Annotated in this window: 17 protein-coding genes; all 17 read left to right on the forward strand. The window is 45.3% G+C overall.

Going from position 1 to position 17,710, the window contains the following annotated elements:
• On the forward strand, window positions 1-319 hold a 319-nt coding region (locus DCCM_RS14325), incomplete at its 5' end, for a DUF169 domain-containing protein (RefSeq protein ID WP_165792176.1).
• A gap of 3 nt (window positions 320-322) precedes the next feature.
• Window positions 323-892, forward strand: a complete 570-nt coding sequence (locus tag DCCM_RS14330; RefSeq protein ID WP_207655611.1) for a flavin reductase family protein — start codon at window positions 323-325, stop codon at window positions 890-892.
• A gap of 377 nt (window positions 893-1,269) precedes the next feature.
• Window positions 1,270-2,409, forward strand: coding sequence for an acyl-CoA dehydrogenase (locus DCCM_RS14335; protein ID WP_104373076.1), 1,140 nt, complete (start codon window positions 1,270-1,272; stop codon window positions 2,407-2,409).
• A gap of 223 nt (window positions 2,410-2,632) precedes the next feature.
• Window positions 2,633-3,406: an electron transfer flavoprotein subunit beta/FixA family protein gene (locus DCCM_RS14340; RefSeq protein WP_104373077.1), complete on the forward strand. Its 774-nt coding sequence runs from the start codon at window positions 2,633-2,635 to the stop codon at window positions 3,404-3,406.
• A 13-nt stretch (window positions 3,407-3,419) separates the two neighbouring features.
• Window positions 3,420-4,376 (forward strand): electron transfer flavoprotein subunit alpha/FixB family protein, encoded by a 957-nt coding sequence (locus tag DCCM_RS14345; protein WP_104373078.1) that lies wholly within the window; start codon window positions 3,420-3,422, stop codon window positions 4,374-4,376.
• A gap of 18 nt (window positions 4,377-4,394) precedes the next feature.
• Window positions 4,395-5,690: an FAD-dependent oxidoreductase gene (locus tag DCCM_RS14350; RefSeq protein ID WP_104373079.1), complete on the forward strand. Its 1,296-nt coding sequence runs from the start codon at window positions 4,395-4,397 to the stop codon at window positions 5,688-5,690.
• Complete coding sequence (locus tag DCCM_RS14355) at window positions 5,687-5,974, forward strand: ferredoxin family protein (RefSeq protein WP_104373080.1); 288 nt, start codon at window positions 5,687-5,689, stop codon at window positions 5,972-5,974. Before DCCM_RS14350 ends, DCCM_RS14355 begins: the two co-directional genes overlap by 4 nt.
• A 637-nt stretch (window positions 5,975-6,611) precedes the next feature.
• Complete coding sequence (locus DCCM_RS14360) at window positions 6,612-8,330, forward strand: sigma-54 interaction domain-containing protein (RefSeq protein WP_231702782.1); 1,719 nt, start codon at window positions 6,612-6,614, stop codon at window positions 8,328-8,330.
• Window positions 8,331-8,933: 603 nt separating this feature from the next.
• Complete coding sequence (locus tag DCCM_RS14370) at window positions 8,934-11,006, forward strand: acetate--CoA ligase family protein (RefSeq protein ID WP_104373082.1); 2,073 nt, start codon at window positions 8,934-8,936, stop codon at window positions 11,004-11,006.
• A gap of 114 nt (window positions 11,007-11,120) precedes the next feature.
• Window positions 11,121-12,392 (forward strand): ABC transporter substrate-binding protein, encoded by a 1,272-nt coding sequence (locus tag DCCM_RS14375; protein ID WP_104373083.1) that lies wholly within the window; start codon window positions 11,121-11,123, stop codon window positions 12,390-12,392.
• Window positions 12,393-12,517: 125 nt separating this feature from the next.
• Window positions 12,518-13,375, forward strand: coding sequence for a branched-chain amino acid ABC transporter permease (locus DCCM_RS14380; protein WP_165792177.1), 858 nt, complete (start codon window positions 12,518-12,520; stop codon window positions 13,373-13,375).
• A gap of 43 nt (window positions 13,376-13,418) precedes the next feature.
• Window positions 13,419-14,426, forward strand: coding sequence for a branched-chain amino acid ABC transporter permease (locus tag DCCM_RS14385; protein ID WP_104373085.1), 1,008 nt, complete (start codon window positions 13,419-13,421; stop codon window positions 14,424-14,426).
• Window positions 14,413-15,129 carry an ABC transporter ATP-binding protein gene (locus DCCM_RS14390; RefSeq protein WP_207655613.1) on the forward strand — a complete coding sequence of 239 codons (717 nt, stop codon included), beginning with the start codon at window positions 14,413-14,415 and terminating at the stop codon, window positions 15,127-15,129. The genes DCCM_RS14385 and DCCM_RS14390 overlap by 14 nt, the downstream gene beginning before the upstream one ends.
• Window positions 15,122-15,829: an ABC transporter ATP-binding protein gene (locus DCCM_RS14395; protein WP_104373087.1), complete on the forward strand. Its 708-nt coding sequence runs from the start codon at window positions 15,122-15,124 to the stop codon at window positions 15,827-15,829. Before DCCM_RS14390 ends, DCCM_RS14395 begins: the two co-directional genes overlap by 8 nt.
• A gap of 131 nt (window positions 15,830-15,960) precedes the next feature.
• A complete protein-coding gene (locus DCCM_RS14400; protein WP_104373088.1) occupies window positions 15,961-16,536 on the forward strand; it encodes a nitroreductase family protein in 576 nt (191 codons plus the stop codon).
• A gap of 732 nt (window positions 16,537-17,268) precedes the next feature.
• Complete coding sequence (locus DCCM_RS14405) at window positions 17,269-17,484, forward strand: hypothetical protein (protein WP_207655612.1); 216 nt, start codon at window positions 17,269-17,271, stop codon at window positions 17,482-17,484.
• Between the two features lie 25 nt (window positions 17,485-17,509).
• A partial coding sequence (locus DCCM_RS14410) for a hypothetical protein (RefSeq protein ID WP_133163956.1) occupies window positions 17,510-17,710 on the forward strand: 201 nt, incomplete at its 3' end.

Raw genomic sequence — 17,710 nt, forward strand, 5'->3', positions numbered from 1 at the left:
TTTTAACGTGCATCCCTTGCAGTTTAACCACACGGTCAGTTCTGCCGTTTGCGGCGGTGCTGTTTGGAGTTACCTGAACCACAAGCCCAATATGAATACCATGTGTGCTGGCAGCTATACCTCGGGTAAAGCTGAGAAGGGCGAGGTTAATGTCTTTATTCCAGGCGATCATATTCTTGGTTTGGTCAAGCAACTGATTGTACGCACTGAATATTCCCGCGGCGCCTCGCTTACGTGTGACGGTACTGAGTGGCCCGGTCTGGATGTTTGCAAGAAATGCCCAATGATCCGTTTCAAGGATGAAAGTGAGGAGGAATAATGTTTGAAAAAAATTAAAATGGGGGCCAAGACGTTTTTATATCCCATGCCTGTCACTTTGGTGGGGGTAAATATAAACGGCAAGCCCAACTACCTGGCAGTTGCTTACTGTGGCATTGTTGGGACTAGCCCGGCAATGATTGCCATAGCCCTGAGAGACTCCCGTTATACAAACACAGGAATTAAGGAAAACGGTACCTTTAGCGTCAATCTTCCGTCCTCGAAGATGATAAAAGTCACTGATTATTGCGGTTTGGTTTCCGGAAGAAAAGTTGACAAATCCAAGCTTTTCAATACTTTCTACGGTGAGCTGAAAACGGCGCCCATGATCAATGAATGCCCGGTCAATCTCGAGTGCAAGCTTATTCGAGTACTGGATTGCGGCGGTTCGCATGAAATTTATATTGGAGAGATAGTCGAAACGTATGCCGGGGAAGAATGCTTAACCAACGATTTGCCTGATATTAAGAAGATAAGCCCGATTCTGTTATCGATATATGATAAAAGTTATTGGGAAGTTGGCGTATATCTTGGAAAAGCATGGGGAATCGGTGGAGAGTTCAGACCTGAATAAGAGTCTGCAGCCTTTAATAATTTGTCTCGATTCTGTGCCGGCGTATAAAAAGAGACATTGTTCCTTAACATGTGCAATGCCTCTTTTTTGTTTTGCTTGAAAGGCAATGATAAAACCGGTAGCCGGGAGGTAGAGATTATAGATCCGGTTGGTTGGACCCAGGCAGGCTTTTTATGTTGGCATGGGTCTTGCTATGGGTAAAGGAAATAGAAGCCGGAAGCTGTTGGTGCTCCAATCATTAGGCTGAGTGGAAAAATGACGGGGCAAATACATGGGAAAATTAACAATTTTCAGGGAGGTGAGCCTTCCAGGTTTTTTCGAATGTTATTAATTATGCTTGCTAATTAAATCACAATCAATGTTGAAAGGGGATTTTTATGAACTTCAATCTAACAGAGGAACAGGAATTGGTTCGCGCAGGGGTGAGAGAGTTTTGCCAAAAATACGTCGAGCCGTTGGCCGAAAAAGTAGATGAGGAAGCTTATTTCCCAATGGAAACCGTCAAAAAATTGACTGAACAGGAGTGGACCGGGATTCCTTATCCGGCTGAATACGGCGGAGCCGGCGCAGATTACTTAACTTATATTATAGTCGTCGAAGAGCTGTCCCGGGCTTGCGCTACCACCGGATTCACCCTGGAGTGCCATACCTCCCTGGCCAGCTATCCTTTATACAAGTTTGGTACTGAGGAACAAAAGCAAAAGTATCTGGTGCCTTTATGTAAGGGGGAGATGCTGGGGTCGTTTGCCCTGACCGAACCAGGTGCCGGTACTGATGCCGGCGCGGCCAGCACAACCGCTGTTTTGGATGGAGACGAATATGTTCTCAACGGTAGCAAGATGTTTATTTCCAACTCCCCGGTAGCGGGTGTCTTCATTATCATTGCCATGACCGATAAGTCAAAAGGGACCAAGGGGCTTAGTGCTTTCATAGTGCCAGGAGGCACCCCCGGACTCAAAGTGGGTGAACATTTAAACAAAATGGGTATTCGGGGATCGGTTACGGCAGAGGTTGTTATGAAAGATTGCCGCATTCCCAAAGAAAATCTGTTGGGTAATGAGGGCCAGGGCTTTAAAATCGCCATGATGACCCTGGACGGCGGCAGGATTGGAATTGCCGCCCAGGCTCTGGGTATTGCCCAGGCTGCTCTGGACGAATCAATTCAATATTCCAAGGAAAGGGTCCAGTTCGGCAAGCCGATTAGCTCCTTCCAGGCCATTCAGTGGATGATCGCCAACATGGCCACAGACGTGCAGGCAGCCAGATTCCTGACCTATCATGCGGCATGGTGTTATGACCAGGGCCTGCCTTACAGCAAAGAAGCGGCCATGGCCAAGCTCTTTGCTTCTGAAACAGCTGCCCGGCAAACCAACAGGGCTATCCAGATTCACGGCGGTATCGGTTTTATCAAAGGGCATAAAGTTGAACGCCTGTATCGTGATGCTAAAATCACAGAGATTTATGAAGGCACTTCCGAAGTGATGAGGATGGTGATTTCCGGAAATCTGCTGCGGTAAAAGTATTTGTCAGGGTAGATTGGCATGGTTGAAATAACATCCCGGCTTGTGGGCACATATCCATAGTTTTGGTGACCATACCAGCAAGGTAACGGGCGCAGAGGTTTAAGCTGAAAAGTCCAGCCCCGTCGGGGATGTGGTTAGTAGGCTTGAATCCGCCCGCCCTGACAATGTTTTATAAATACGGTAATAAGCAACAACGTAACGGTGGGGAGATGAATAAATGCTTAATATTATAGCTTGTTTCAAGTGGGTTGTAGACGAGGCGGACGTTAAAATAGACGCAAAATCCCGCGCATTATTAATGGAGCGGGTAGGTTATAAAATCAGTGATTACGATCGCAACGCCATTGAAGAGGCTGTACGCCTTCAGGAGCAACACGGCGGTAACGTGGTTGCAGCGACAGTAGGTCCGTCCACGGCCAAGCAATGTTTAAAGGACGCCCTATCCCGCGGGCCGGAAAGGGCCGATTTTATTAACGACCCCTCCTTTGTTGATCTTGAACCGGAGCAGACGGCCGCCATTCTGGCTACTGCTATTAAAGCAAAAGAGGAGTACGACCTGATTATTTGCGGTGAAGGATCCAGTGATCTATATGCCCAGCAAGTGGGACCGGCCTTGGCCGAAAGGCTGGGTATCCCGTGTGCCACCTGTGTCAACAAGCTGACCCTCGCTGAAAGTAAGAAAGAAATTATCGCCGAGCGTAAACTGGATGACGGGATGGAAGTGGTATCCATGCCGTTGCCGGCGCTGGTTACGGTTTTGCCCGACATTAATACGCCGAGGATTCCCACCTTAAAGCAGGTTCTGGGCGCTGCTAAAAAGCCGGTGGATAACATTACCCTGAACGATTTAGGGCAAACTTACAAGCCCTGCTTGCAGACAACCGGTATACTGGCCGCGACCATGGAGCGGCGCCGCCTAAAGTTCGGCGCTGATGAGAAAAATATACTGGTAATTATAGGGGCTTTGTTAAAAGAAGGAGTAATTGCTTAAGGAGTGGTCATATATGGCAGGTATCTGGATTTTTGCTGAGAATCGCGAACAAACTTTGGAACTGTTGAACGCCGGTCGGAATCTGGCCCAAGATTTTAAAGCAAAAGTAGTGACTTTTGCTTTAAATGTTCATCTGGCAGAAGAATACATTAACCACGGTTCAGACGAAGTCCTGCTTTTGCCTCTCCTGGGTCAGGATCAGTCGCTGGAATCTTATGTTCCGGTTATAGCTGAAGTAGCCCGCCAGGAAGATCCGGACGTATTTTTTATCGGGGGGACACAGCGAGGCAGGGAGATAGCAGCCCGGGTCGCCGCACGCCTTAATACGGGGCTGTGCGGTGGGTGTACAGGATATAAAGTCGATCAGAAAAATAAATTATTATTGATGAATCGCATGATTCTCGGAGGGGCCGCCGTGCAAACAGTTGTATGTACGACCCGCCCCCAAATGGCTGTTATACCTCCCCGAACTTTTGAGCAGGCGCCATTAATGGAAGGCAGGCAGGGAAAAGTAATAGAACTGCCGGCAGCGCAGCCTTCGGCAGTGAAAGTAATAAACAGAACCCCGAAAGTACAGGAGTCCGTGGACTTAACCGAAGCAAAAATTATTGTTAGCGTTGGCCGCGGAATGGAAAAAAAGGAAGACCTAAGCTTGGCACTGGAACTGGCCGGGGTGCTGGGCGGCGAAGTGGGCTGTTCCAGGCCGGTGGCCGAAGAACTGCACTGGCTGCCGGAGGAAAGATACATGGGCATTTCGGGGAAAAAGGTTAAACCGGATCTGTACATCGGCTTGGGAGTATCCGGGCAAATCCAGCATATAACCGGTATCCGCGACAGTAAAATCATATTTGGCATCAATCGTGATGAAAACGCCCCTATATTTGAAGCGGCGGATTACGGTATCGTGGGGGATCTCTACGAAGTTGTACCAAAACTGATTAAAGAACTAAAAGTGTTGTTAAAAAAATAATTTTGTGTGGTGTTGGATATGTCGGAAGATAAATTTGCCGCAATCATTGTCGGCGCGGGTCCTGCAGGTAGCACAGCCGCCTATTTGCTGGCCAGGGAAGGTCTTGAAGTGCTCCTCATTGAAAAAGGGGCTACGCCAGGCAGTAAAAACATGTTCGGCGGGCGCATGTATAGCCATGCCCTGAACCGGATTATCCCGAATTTTTGGGAATACGCACCGGTTGAAAGACCGGTGGCCCGGGAGATTATAACTTTTTTAAACGGTGGCCATGGCGTTTCAATTGATTGCCAGAATTTAAACTGGGTCAAGCCACCATATCATTCTTTCACCCTCTTGCGGGCGGAATTTGACGACTGGCTGGCATCAAAGGCTGAAGAAGAAGGGGCTATGCTTGCCTGCGGGATTCGGGTCGACGACCTTTTGTTTGACAAGGGCCGAGTAGTTGGCATACGGGCCGGGGAAGACGAGATGCTTGCCGATGTAATCATCGCGGCGGATGGTGTCAACTCTATTGTAGCCCAAAAAGCCGGCCTGGCTAAAATGTTTTTGCCTCATCAGGTGGCCACCGGGGTAAAACAGGTCATCAAACTCTCCCCGGAAACCATTAGCCAGCGTTTTGGACTTGATGGCAATAACGGTGCCGCCCAGTTGTTTGTCGGTGACTGTACGGAGGGAATGCAGGGAGGCGGATTCCTTTATACCAATAAAAGCACTTTATCTCTGGGCTTGGTTATAAAGGCGTCGGAATTGCAAAAAACAAAATATAAAATAAGCGATTTGATCGAGGATTTTAAAGATAACCCCCAGGTCAAACCCTTAGTGGAGGGGGGAGAGGTGGTTGAGTATTCAGCGCACCTGGTGCCGGAAGCCGGACTGGAGATGATGCCGCAGCTATGCGGAGACGGAATTTTGGTAGCGGGTGACGCCGCCGGTTTTGTACTGAACCTCGGTTTTATTGTCCGCGGCATGGACTTCGCAATTGCCTCCGGCGAGGCTGCTGCCAAAGCGGTAATGGCAGCCAGGAAAAATAAAAATTTTACGCGCCAGGGGCTTAGCCTGTACGTCCAACTGTTAAAACAGGACTTCATCCTTAGGGATTTGGAAGCATATCGCAAAGGTCCCGATTTTTTGGGTAATCGCCGCATGTTCAAAGAATATCCGCAACTTGTTACGGAACTTGCCAGCAAAGTATTTACTGTCGACGGCACTCCCCCGGTCCACCTTTTAGGAAAAATTTTAAGCCAGGTTAAGGAGAGCCGAGTCGGTCCGTTCCAATTGGCCGGTGACTCCTGGAAAGGGGCGAGATTACTATGAAACGCTTAACTATTGAACAGTTGCTCGGAATAAATAAATTTGCCGTCGATGATGACCAGGCGCACATAATTGTAAAAAAAGAGATTTGCGCCTTATGCCTTAATAAACCATGCACTTTTGCCTGTCCTGCCAACCTTTATAAATTAAAAGACGGACAAATAAGCTTTGATTATGCCGGTTGTCTGGAATGCGGAACATGTCGAGCTATTTGTCCCCAGGCAACCGCGGCGCTGTCCTGGCAATATCCACGAGGCGGGTTTGGTGTTAACTTCCGGTATGGTTAAGATAGGTTATGGTTTTTCTATATGCCCATGCCGTAGGTGATACCATGACAACAAAGTTATGCCGGCTATGGTCCGGTAGTAGTACAATCACCACGAGAGAGACGGGATGTAATATTATCTGAATAGGTATGCCTGTATATTCGAAATGATCTGCCGACAGATAAAAAGCTGCGGTGTCAAATCTCTTATTGGCAACCGCGGCTACCGCAGATACATCTTTATTAAAAAAGGGCGCTCTGTCAATCTATGAGCCGCGTGAAATATTCTTACTTAATTCGCGATATGAAGCAGTTAAAAGCCGTAGCCTAACCCTTGAGGGTGAACAATACGTTTGCCGGACAGAGTTGCACGGTTTTTCTTATATGGAAGTAAGTATCTTTATTGAGTGTATAAAAAGTAAACTTCTTAAAAATGTAAAAATGTAAAAATGTACAAATTTAAATGTACTTGATATAAAGACAGTGATATTTCAAAGTTCTTTTGATTAATTTCTAATAACCTTACACATTTCTAGATATATAAATTATTTGCTAATTAGGTTGTTAATAATGTAGAATAAAATATGTAGACTATAACAGATTTGGTATTAGAATGGTTATCTCCATATAAAACAAGAGGGAGTTGAGAGCAATTGCTAGTGCAGGATATGATTAATGTTCCTTTGGAGTTATTGCCAGTTTTGAAGCTTCTTCCAGGTGAATATATATTCAATGATGGTGCTGAGGTACTTGCAGGTCAAGATAATGCTTTGGTTGTAGATGAAAAAGGATGTTTTTTAGGAAAAATACCCATCAGTTTTTTGAATGAAGACATTCCGATCCGTAAATTGCATTCCTTGGTTGAGCCGGTGCAAGAAACAATACAACAAAATGAAAATGCCGTGGAGTTAATTGAACATTTCAAAAATAAAGAGAAAGTTGTTTATGTAACCAACTGGGAAAATAAATTAATCGGCGCCGTATCTTCCGACAGCAGGGTCATAAGCATGCTAATAAAAATGAAAGACAATTTTCTTTTTCCGAATATATTTGACGCCATATATGAAGCTGTTTTGATAATCGATATCAGCGGCTCTATAGTATATGTCAATCACGCTTATACAAACATAGTGGGTATTTCTGGGTGGAAGATATTGGGTAGAAAGATGTCTGAGGTGGAGCCGCATTCCTCATGCCTTAAGGTACTAAAAGGTCATTCACCCGTTATTAATAAAAGATATTTTATTGAATCCGTCGGTGTTGAGGTGCTGGCCAATATAATTCCCTTTTATGTTAACGGTAAACTTGAAGGGGTCGTTTCCATGTTCAGGAATGTTTATGAAACAATTAACCTGGGTCATGAGTTGCAGAGGATGCGCGGTGTGGCAGAGTACCTGCACAATGAGGAGGCTGAGAATAAACTGCCGGAAGCTTTTGATAAAATAGTGGGCAACAACAGGCACTTTCGGCAGGCGCTGGCGTTGGCCGCAAATGTCTGTAACACTAACGCGACGGTAATGCTCCGAGGGGATAGCGGCACGGGCAAGGAGGTATTGGCGGAGGCCATACAAAAAAGCAGTTTGCGAAAGGATTGCCCGTTTATCAAGGTAAATTGTGCTTCCATTCCGGAAAACCTGCTGGAAAGCGAACTTTTTGGATATGAGGAAGGTGCGTTTACGGGGGCGAAAAGGGGAGGGAAAAAAGGCAAATTCGAGCTTGCCCATAAGGGGACCATCTTTCTGGATGAGGTGGGGGACATGAGTCTGGCCATGCAGGCTAAGCTGTTACGGGTATTGCAAGAAAAGGAAATAGAAAGGGTGGGCAGCAGTCGCACCATACCGGTGGATGTAAGGGTAATTTCGGCTACTAATAAAGATTTGGAAACCATGGTATTACAAAAACAGTTTCGTGATGATTTATATTATCGGTTAAATGTTATCCCTATTTTTTTGCCCCCCCTGCGGCGCCGTAAAGACGATATTCCTCTGCTGGTAGAACGTTTCTTGGGATTATATTGCAAAGAACACGGTAAGGATAAGGTAATCGTTTCCTCTGAAGTAATGAATATTCTAATTGATTATGACTGGCCCGGAAACATCCGGGAGTTGAAAAATGTTATCGAGCATGCCGTTATCTTGTGTGCGTGGGGTGTGGTGACCGTGGAGCATTTGCCCATATTCTTTAAGAAGCATAAGAACAATCCCAGTGCACCGGAGTGGGATAAAGAATCTCTCTCGGAAATGGTGGAACAGCTGGAGAAGGAAGCTATTGCCAGGGCGCTAAGGAAGTATGGCAATAAAAGTGATGCCATTAAGGCACTGGGTATCAGCCGCAGGTCATTTTATTTAAAACTGAAAAAATATCAAATGTTTGTTTAAGATACGCCGAAGCTAAAAAATAAATATATTTGTGAAGAGTATAATTTTCACAAATATATTAAAGTATTTTGTGAAAAATTTATCTATTATATGTGATTGGTTGGGAAAATAAATTCCGGTTTTGTATAATTGGCGTTGCAGCTGTATACAAATTAGATATTGGTACTTAGCTATTGTATAAATATTAAACAGGTTATCGTTTGCCGCCAGACCGCACAGCAAACAATTTTAGAGCAATGCTTAGAGGTCCTTTTTTTATTTAAAAAAGAGGGGAGCTATGTTTGCTGGCATAGACATTGCTTGATGTTAAATAAAAAAATAAGAAAAGGGGGTATAATGTAGCATTGTAAAAATTTAGAATAGTGCTCTCCAAATGTAATTGAAGTTCTGTCATGCTTGCTACGGTGGTACAGGAGTAGAAGAAAATTGGTGCAGTTGGGAAACGCCCTTTAAGTGCTTATAGGAGGCCTATATATTAAAAAGAAATAATGTATTCTTTTATTAGTTATTGTGATAGCAATCACAATAACTAATACGGGTATGTGAAATTAAGGACATTTCGTTTCGTAGAATTTAGCCTAAAAAATAAATGGAGGATTTGACATGAGTTTGGTTAGACTTTTTTACCCCAAGACAATAGCTATAGTTGGAGCGTCACAAAATTTAGACAGTATCGGCGGTCAACCTATAAAATACCTGCAAAAATACGGTTTCAAGGGAAATATCCTGCCAGTCAATCCCAAATATAGTGAAATAGCCGGGTTGAAATGCTACCCTTCAATTTCGGACATAAATGAAGAGATTGACATAGTCCTAGTGGCGGTGGCCTCTAAGAGAGTGCTCAGCGTGGTTAAAGAGTGCGTCGAAAAGAAAGCCCATTTTGTCCTTATTTTTAGTTCCGGTTTTGCGGAGATTGGCAATGTGAAAGAACAGCAGGAGCTGATTGAGGCCGTAAAAGGCAGCGGCACCAGAATACTGGGGCCGAACAATCAGGGCATTGTGAATTTTGTAGAGGGTATACCTGCCGGGTTTAACCCTCTTCTTGATGCCGAAGTGGTTAGAAAAGGGAACATAGGTATAGTTGCCCAGAGTAGCGGCATGGGCTTCGCATCCATAGGGTTTGCAATCGAGAGGGGGCTGGGGATTTCACATATAGCCACAGTCGGCAATCAGGCCGACATAGATATCATGGAACTGATCCAGTTCATGTTGGAGGACGAGCACACATCTATCGTCACGTGTATTATTGAAGGGGTGAAGCCCAACTCAAGATTGCCGGAACTAGCGAAACTGGCCAAGCAGAAAGGGAAAGAATTAGTCTTTCTGAAGTTGGGAAGAACCGCCGTGGGGAAAAAGGCCTCTATGTCTCACAGCGGCTCACTGGCGGGTGACGCCGAGGTCTTTGACGCTTTTTGCCAGCAGGCGGGGGTCATCTCGGTTAAAGATATGGAGGATCTAATCGATGTGTTGGTTGGACTGCAAGGTAAAAGGCCTGGCGGCAACCGGGTGGTTATTGCAACCGAAACAGGGGGGTCGGGTATTCTTGCCGCTGACATCTGTGATGAATTCAAAATAAAGACTCCCGGGCTAACGGAAGAGACCTCCAGCTCTCTAAGAAAAATACTGCCTTCTTTCGCATCTGTCCAAAACCCCGTCGATTTTACCGCGCAATTTTTTAACGAGGAAGATCTGTTCCGTAATTGTTTATTGGAGGTGGTAAAGGACAGCAATATTGATGTCCTGATGTTTTCCTTCGGACCCACCAGAGGTAAGGTGGCTGAAAAAATGGCGGATGACATTATTAAGGTCAGCAAGACTTTGACAAAGCCTATCTTTATTTCCTGGTTAACACCCGAGCAACCCTTCTTTAAAAAACTCAGGGCAGCCAATATTCCCCTGTACCCCACCCCGTACAGGTGTGTTCGGACGTTGGGATACATAATGCGACAGGAAAGCTCGATGATGTCAAAGGAGGAAAAATCTGCATCTAAACCAAAGCATGCTGTTCAACAGGCCGTTTCTCTAACTGAATACCAAACCAAAAAAATGTTGGAAAAATACGGTATTAAATTGCCGAAGGGGGGATTAGCCACTTCTTTTCAGGAAGCCTTAAATTTATCTGCTCAGATTCATTACCCGGTGGTCTTAAAATTAATGTCGCCTCAAATTACCCACAAAACCGACGCGGGGTTGGTAATCCTGGGCATCAAGGACGAACAGGAGTTGGCCGCAAGTTACAATGCGCTCCTGGAGCGGGCCGGGACAAGTTTCCCGCAGGCTGAAATAGAAGGGGTCCTGGTGGAGGAAATGGTCCAAAAGCCGGTGGCCGAGGTGATTTTGGGGATTAAATATGATGTCAGCTTTGGACCGGTAATGATATTCGGCCTGGGTGGGATTTTTGTCGAGGTCTTGGGTGATGTGGCCAGGCGGGTGCTCCCTCTGACAAGAGAGCAGGCATTTGGGATGATATCTTCTATTAAGGCGTTTCCTTTGCTGAACGGATATAGGGGCCGGCCGAAAGGAGATTTGGAAGCGTTGGCCGACACCATTTTGAATGTTTCCCATTTCGCACTGGAACAGCAGGACAAGTTTGCCGAAATGGATATTAACCCAATATTCCTCATGCCTGAAGGCAAAGGCGTAATATGCGGAGACGCGTTGCTGATTCCCCGCTAACCAGGGTTGGCTTGCAGCGCCAACCCCGGTAAAAAAGGAGCTTAAAGTATTAAACGGGCATACATGGTATTTTAAGCTTTATAGATTAAAAATAGAAAGGGGTGTTTAGTTAAAATGAAAAAAATATGGTTGACTGTTTTAGCGGCATTACTGGCTGTCTCGTTAGCAGGGTGCGGAGGAAGTAACAAGGCAGAAACAACAGAGGGCAATCAGGGGGACGGAGGAGGAGATATAAAACTTGGTGTTATCTTGCCTCTGAGTGGTAATCTGGCGTTGCTGGGCAATGAGATCATGGACGCCATCAATATAGCGGCCGATATGAAGAATAAAAGCGGCGGTATTAACGGTAAGAAAATAGTGACTGAAAGGGCCGATGCTCCCGATCCCAATGCCGGTTCCACCCAGGCCAACCGGTTGGTAAACACCGAGAATATTAAAATGCTTATGGGTACTTATTCCAGTGGGATTGCAGCAGCTTCGGTTCCGGTTGCCATGCGGGCAAACGCGACTTATGTTGAAGTAAATGCCGTTGCTGATGAAATCACGGGGCAGGGTTATAAATATATCTGGAGGAACGTTGCCACTGCAAGCATGATGGGCTCGAATGCGTCCAAGTTTGCTGCTGAATATATAGCGCCCAAATTGAATCTAACCCCTGAGAAATTGAAAGTTGCGATCATCCACGAGGATTCGTCATGGGGAACGTCGGTAAGTAACGGAGTCCGGACAAAAGCGGAAGAATATAATCTAAATATTGTCTGCGATGAAAGCTACAGTTCGAAGTCAACTGACTTGTCACCGCTTATCCTTAAAATGACAAAGGCAAAACCGGATGTTGTGATCGCTTCTTCTTATATTGCCGACGCAATTCTTTTGCAAAAACAGGCCAAGCAGTTCGATTTCAGGCCCAAAGCCTGGATTGGGACCAGTGCCGGGCACGCCTTGGGGGATTATGCCGGGAGCTTGGGTCAGGATGCTGAGGGAATATTTGTTTCGGACCTGCCGGGAATTGTGAGTGACAACGGGTTAGACAAAGACGCGGCACAACTCAAACAGGAATTCCTGACAGCCTGGAAAGCCTCTCACGAAACCGTGCCGTCGGGAGTTACCTTCGGAGCATTTTGCGGGGCCTGGACTTTCTTCAACGATGTTTTACCGCAATGCAAAACCTTCGATGCCGAAGAAATCCGTAACATCTACCTTGGGTTAGATATAGAATTGGGTAGTCTGCCGGACGGAACTGGAGTGAAATACGGCCAAAACGGCCAAAATGAGAGAGCAACTATTGTCGTTGAGCAATGGCAGAATGGAGCCCTGGTAGCTGTTTGGCCCGATAACTACGCCGCCGCGCAGCCCGCTAGCCTTCCGCTGCCTGCCTACAAATAACTGCCCCTTTTAAGCGGACCCACATATAAAAAACTATACAGATGGCCAACAATATTGTTGGCCATCTGTATAGCATCCCAGTGCAGGCTTTTTCTTCCACCCATAAACGGAAAGGAGGTACGTTATTGTTTCTACAAAACCTTGTTAACGGAATTTTTGTCGGTGCGATGTACGGACTGACGGCGAGCGGACTTTCATTGATATTTGGTGTTCTGAACATTGTCAACTTTGCCCACGGCGAGTTTATCATGATTGGCATGTATATTACCTATTTTGCAGGTGCCCTGTTGGGTGTTAACCCGATTTTATCGGTCCTTATTTCTGTACCCGTCATGTTGATTCTCGGGGTCTTAGTTGAGCGTTTTCTAATTAACCGCATCATCAACAGCAGCGATATGGCGCAAATATTTCTTACTGTGGGACTGGGCCTGGTTTTGTCCAACCTGGCGTTAATCTTCATAGGAGGAAATTACTACTCGGTTCGAGTTGGATACGCCACGGAATCCTTAAAACTGGGTAGCTTGCTTATTGGCAAGGCAAGCTTCCTTACGTTTATAGTCACCGTCATTACTTTTATTGTTGTGTCCATGATGCTTAAATATACCTTCATTGGTAAGGCCATCAGGGCAACCTCACAGGATCGGACCACCGCGCAGCTTATGGGTGTGAATACAGGTTTTATATACACGGTGGCCTTCGGGCTGGGTATGGTGTTGGTGGCCATTTCTGCGGCGCTGCTGACAATTATGTTTCCAGTTTACCCCAATATCGGTAACCACTTTGTGGTAATTTGCTTTGTCATCGTGGTTTTAGGAGGGCTTGGGAGTTTACCCGGCGCCCTGGTTGGAGGCGTTATTGTTGGTGTTATTGAGATATTGTGCGGATATTACTTTAGCATGGGATGGAAAGACGTGGTGCCGTTTTTGGTGCTGATTATTTGTCTTCTCGTCCGGCCACAGGGCATCTTTGGCACCCGGACTTAAAACATCAAGAAAATTAAGGCCGACTAAAAAGGGGTGATAGTTTTTGAGAGATAAGAAAGTATGCATAATTATTCTGGCGTATACTGTTTTAATGATTGCTATAAGCCTGGTTGGAAACAATTTTTTGCTGGATATGGTTGTTTTGACCGGCCTATGGGCTTTTGCGGCACAGGCCTGGAATATCGCCGGTGGCTATTCGGGGCAGTTTTCTTTGGGACACTGTGCCTTTTTTGGAATTGGCGCTTATACCTCATCAATTTTGTATTGCAATACCGGGCTGTCGCCCTGGGTGGGGATGCTGATCGGGGGCGTAATTGCCGCTATTGTTGCAGCAGTGTATTCAGGGATATGCAACAAGCTAAAGGGCCACTTTTTTGCTCTAGCGACCCTGGCACTGGGTCAAATTATGTATATTGCCTCCGTTCAATTAACATCAATCACAAAGGGTTCGGTAGGGATTAACATTCCATTTAAGCCGGGCTTTCTCAATATGATTTTTAATAGTCGCGCAACCTACGCTTATATTATCTTAACCTTTGTGCTGCTGTTAACATTATTTACCTATTTCATACAAAAAAGCAAGTATGGCTACTTTTTATACGCCATACGCGATAATGAAAGGGCGGCCATTTCACTAGGGGTAAGAGGTTTACAGCTAAAGATGGGCAGCTTTGCGGTAAGCGCCTTTTTTACTGCAATTGCGGGGACGTTTTATGCCCAGTACATCCTTTTTATAGATCCTGACAGCCTTCTGGTCCTGTTCCTCGCGGTGCAAATGGCCATTATTGCCATCATAGGCGGAACGGGAAGTTACCTGGGACCATTACTGGGGAGTGTTATTTTAATTCCACTCAGTATGCTTCTTAGAGCGAAAATTAATTTCGTATCAGGGCTGGACAATTTAATTTATGGTTTGATTTTGATGGCTGTTGTATTGTTCCTCCCGGATGGATTGCTCCCGTTTATCCTGAAAATCTTTAAAAATCGTACAGGTAAAAAGGCTATGGAAAAATACCCGAAAGGGGAATTAAATCTTGATGCTAAAGTGTGATAGTGTTTCAGTCGTTTTTGGCGGCTTAACCGCAGTCAACAAGGTCAGTTTTAATGTCGATGAAAATGAGATTCTCGGTATGATCGGACCAAATGGAGCCGGTAAAACAACTTTGTTCAATGCCATTTGCGGGGACGCTAAAAGCGCCACGGGGAAAGTAAGTTTTGAAGACCGGGATATAACTCCGCTGACTACTGATTCCCGGTGCCGGCTAGGAATCGGGCGTACTTTTCAAATCCCGCAACTTTTTGAAACATTGACCGTCAAGGAGAACATAATGATTGGCGCCTTATGCAGGGTTCCAAATATATCAAGCGCCTCAGAGATAGCTGAGAAGATAATGGAATTGCTGGAAATAAAAGATCTTGGCGCTCATTATCCTGCCGTTTTAACGATAGGTCAAAGGAAAAGACTGGAGTTGTCCAGAGCCCTGGCGACACAGCCCAAGTTATTGCTGCTGGACGAGATTATGGGCGGCCTGCACTACAATGAGGTTGAAGAAACCGTTGCCCTGCTGAAGAGGATTAGGGAGCAGGGAATCACTATTTTTATGATTGAGCACGTCATCAGCGCTGTTGTGTCATTGTGCGACCGGGTAACAGTAATGAACCGGGGCGGTTTTATTGCACAGGGTACACCGTCTGAAGTAATGGAAAACAATGAAGTGATTAATGCGTATTTAGGGAGGGCCGAGGATGCTTAAACTAAAGAACGTAGATGTATTGTACGGAAAATTCATGGCAGTTAAACAGGTATCAATAAATGTAAAAAAGGGTGAAATAGTGGCTTTGATTGGCTCAAACGGGGCCGGAAAAAGCTCCCTGTTAAAGGCGGTATCCGGGTTGTGCTCCAGTGTCAAAGGGGAGCTTATATTTGAAGATCAAGATCTAAAAAGTTATAAATGCCACGATAGGGTATGTGAGGGAATTATTCATGTCCCGGAAGGAAGAAAACTATTTCCAAGGCTGACAGTTATGGAAAACCTTCAAATGGGCGCTTATTCCAAAAAAGCGAGAAGTTCTTCCAAAGAAACATTGGCAAAAATTTTTCAGATTTTTCCGCGCCTGGAAGAACGAAAGAACCAACTGGCGTATTCTCTAAGCGGTGGAGAGCAGCAGATGTGCGCCATAGGAAGAGGTTTGATGAGCCTGCCAAAATTACTTTTATTGGACGAACCCAGCCTTGGTTTAGCGCCAAACCTGGTCAAACTTGTATTTGATACCGTCAAGGCAATCAATAAAGAGGGGATTACAATCCTGCTGGCGGAACAAAACTCTACCATGAGTCTGAAGTATTCGGATAGATTTTACATTCTTGAAAGCGGCAACATGGTTAATGAGCAAAGCAAAGATTCCCTGGCCAGCGATGCAGATATTAAAAAGAAGTATTTCGGATTGGCCTAAAGCATTGATACGTCAAGCTTGCTTGCGGCTCCTGACAACCGGTCATTGGAAGGCTAAGCGCTTATTGAAGTTGGAGGAAGAACTGGAAAAGTTATAGTGAAAATTTTCATAATCTCAAGAGGTTGTAGGATATGAAATTGGAGGAAGCAATCCGTAAACGCAGGAGTGTAAGAAAATACAAGGCTGCGCGACTAACTGTGCAAACCGTCAGGGAACTGTTGGAACTTGCCGCCTGTGCTCCCAGCGCGTCGAATGGTCAGCCCTGGGTTTTTGTGGTGGTAGAGGACAGGGACTACCTGCAGAGCCTTTCCGACCGGGCCAAAACCTTTTGGCTGGAGTACATGCAGGATGCTCCGGCCATGAAGCGCTATCGGAAAGTTTTGTCCAGTCCGGAGTTTAACGTCTTTTATAATGCGCCTGTGCTGGTGCTGATTTACGGCGACAGCAATGTAAGGACATTTATTTGTGACTGCAGCCTGGCCGCCCAGAATCTAATGCTGGCTGCCTGGGACAGGGGCATAGGCAGTTGTTGGATCGGTTTTGCCGACCACATCGCCAATACGCCGGAGGTGAAGGCTGAACTGAAGGTGCCGGAAAAGTATGAGCTGGTGGCGCCGATTATTCTAGGTTATCCTGACGGCGCCTGCGAAAGGAGAGGGGTAAGGAAAGAAGTGCAGGTGATTAACTGGAAGTACCCGCATCGTTAATTAGTTAACCAACTATGTTTAAAGGATTCTTAATCCATTTTAATCTGCTTTAGCCAGAATATCGCATTTGGAACAATAGTTCTGTATCATTTGACGGAATACCGGTATGATTGATAAACCGTTGTGCAGTTAATTGCGTGTTCTAAACACATTCTTGGTGTGCGATGGTTTTCTGAGAAAGAAACAGTATTAGGCTTTTTGTATACAAATTGGGTATGGATAACCGTTAGTATATAAATTATATATAATTGTATAAATTTTATATAACAAACTTTTGAATTGATACATTTAAGACACATTTTTAAGGGAGGGCTCTAAAATAATTTAAATAATTTAATGGCCATGCTTAATAGAGTGCAGTTAAAGGTTTTGGGGTAGGCATTTCGGGAGCAACCTTGCTCTCTGGCTAAATATCAATCGGGATAAACTGCTTGAAAATAAAAGCTTGGGGCTGTGGCATGAATCTTGCTATTTAAAATATCATGCAATATTTTTTCACAGCTGACAAGCATCGCATTGCCTTTCCTATGCCCGCCAATGAGCATGTTTTTTAACTGTTACCGGTGAGAAGTTGTTTATAACCTATAGGAGGAGGTGACAAAGGTGTTGGAGGTAACCGAAAAAGCCATTAAAAAATTAATGGAATTGATGGATAAAGATAAGCCGACGCTACCGGTAAGGATTAAAGAAAATATGTCCGGGTGCGGGTGAGCGGCCACCCCCGAGTTGGTGTTGACTCTGGACGAGTTAAATGATAATGACGAGGTTTTCCAGGTTGAAGGTTTAACGTTTGTAGCAAAAAAAGGACTTATGGAAAAAATAAGCCCGGTTAAGATTGATTACAAGGTCAATTTTTTCGAGAAGGGTTTTGTGATTGCTTTCGGAAGTGGGATGTTGCCCCCGGATAATGATGGGCCGAAATGCGCTTTGTCCGGGGAGAACAAGTGAATAATATCACCAAGGAGGTAGTAAAATGGAAGCGGCAACGGAACTTAAAAAGTCGAAAATTGATGAGGAACGCGTGAAGAGACTAAAGAACTATTTGTTGGACGCCCCACAGAAAGTTGACACAGAACGTCTCAAGCTGTTGGCGGAGATTTATCCCAAATTGGACGGGTATCCGGCTATTATCAAAAGGGCGAAGTTGTTTGAGTATATTGTCGAAAACAAGACC

It is taken from the genome of Desulfocucumis palustris (assembly GCF_002933875.1).
In the GTDB taxonomy this organism is placed as follows: Bacteria; Bacillota; Desulfotomaculia; order Desulfotomaculales; family Desulfocucumaceae; genus Desulfocucumis; species Desulfocucumis palustris.

Excerpts from the sequence above, each read along its gene's own strand:
- DCCM_RS14390 (WP_207655613.1), top strand. The coding sequence starts at position 14,413 with ATGCTAAAGTGTGATAGTGTTTCAGTCGTTTTTGGCGGCTTAACCGCA.
- DCCM_RS14395 (WP_104373087.1), top strand. The coding sequence starts at position 15,122 with ATGCTTAAACTAAAGAACGTAGATGTATTGTACGGAAAATTCATGGCA.
- DCCM_RS14345 (WP_104373078.1), top strand. The coding sequence starts at position 3,420 with ATGGCAGGTATCTGGATTTTTGCTGAGAATCGCGAACAAACTTTGGAA.
- DCCM_RS14355 (WP_104373080.1), top strand. The coding sequence starts at position 5,687 with ATGAAACGCTTAACTATTGAACAGTTGCTCGGAATAAATAAATTTGCC.
- DCCM_RS14350 (WP_104373079.1), top strand. The coding sequence starts at position 4,395 with ATGTCGGAAGATAAATTTGCCGCAATCATTGTCGGCGCGGGTCCTGCA.
- DCCM_RS14335 (WP_104373076.1), top strand. The coding sequence starts at position 1,270 with ATGAACTTCAATCTAACAGAGGAACAGGAATTGGTTCGCGCAGGGGTG.
- DCCM_RS14370 (WP_104373082.1), top strand. The coding sequence starts at position 8,934 with ATGAGTTTGGTTAGACTTTTTTACCCCAAGACAATAGCTATAGTTGGA.
- DCCM_RS14375 (WP_104373083.1), top strand. The coding sequence starts at position 11,121 with ATGAAAAAAATATGGTTGACTGTTTTAGCGGCATTACTGGCTGTCTCG.
- DCCM_RS14400 (WP_104373088.1), top strand. The coding sequence starts at position 15,961 with ATGAAATTGGAGGAAGCAATCCGTAAACGCAGGAGTGTAAGAAAATAC.
- DCCM_RS14340 (WP_104373077.1), top strand. The coding sequence starts at position 2,633 with ATGCTTAATATTATAGCTTGTTTCAAGTGGGTTGTAGACGAGGCGGAC.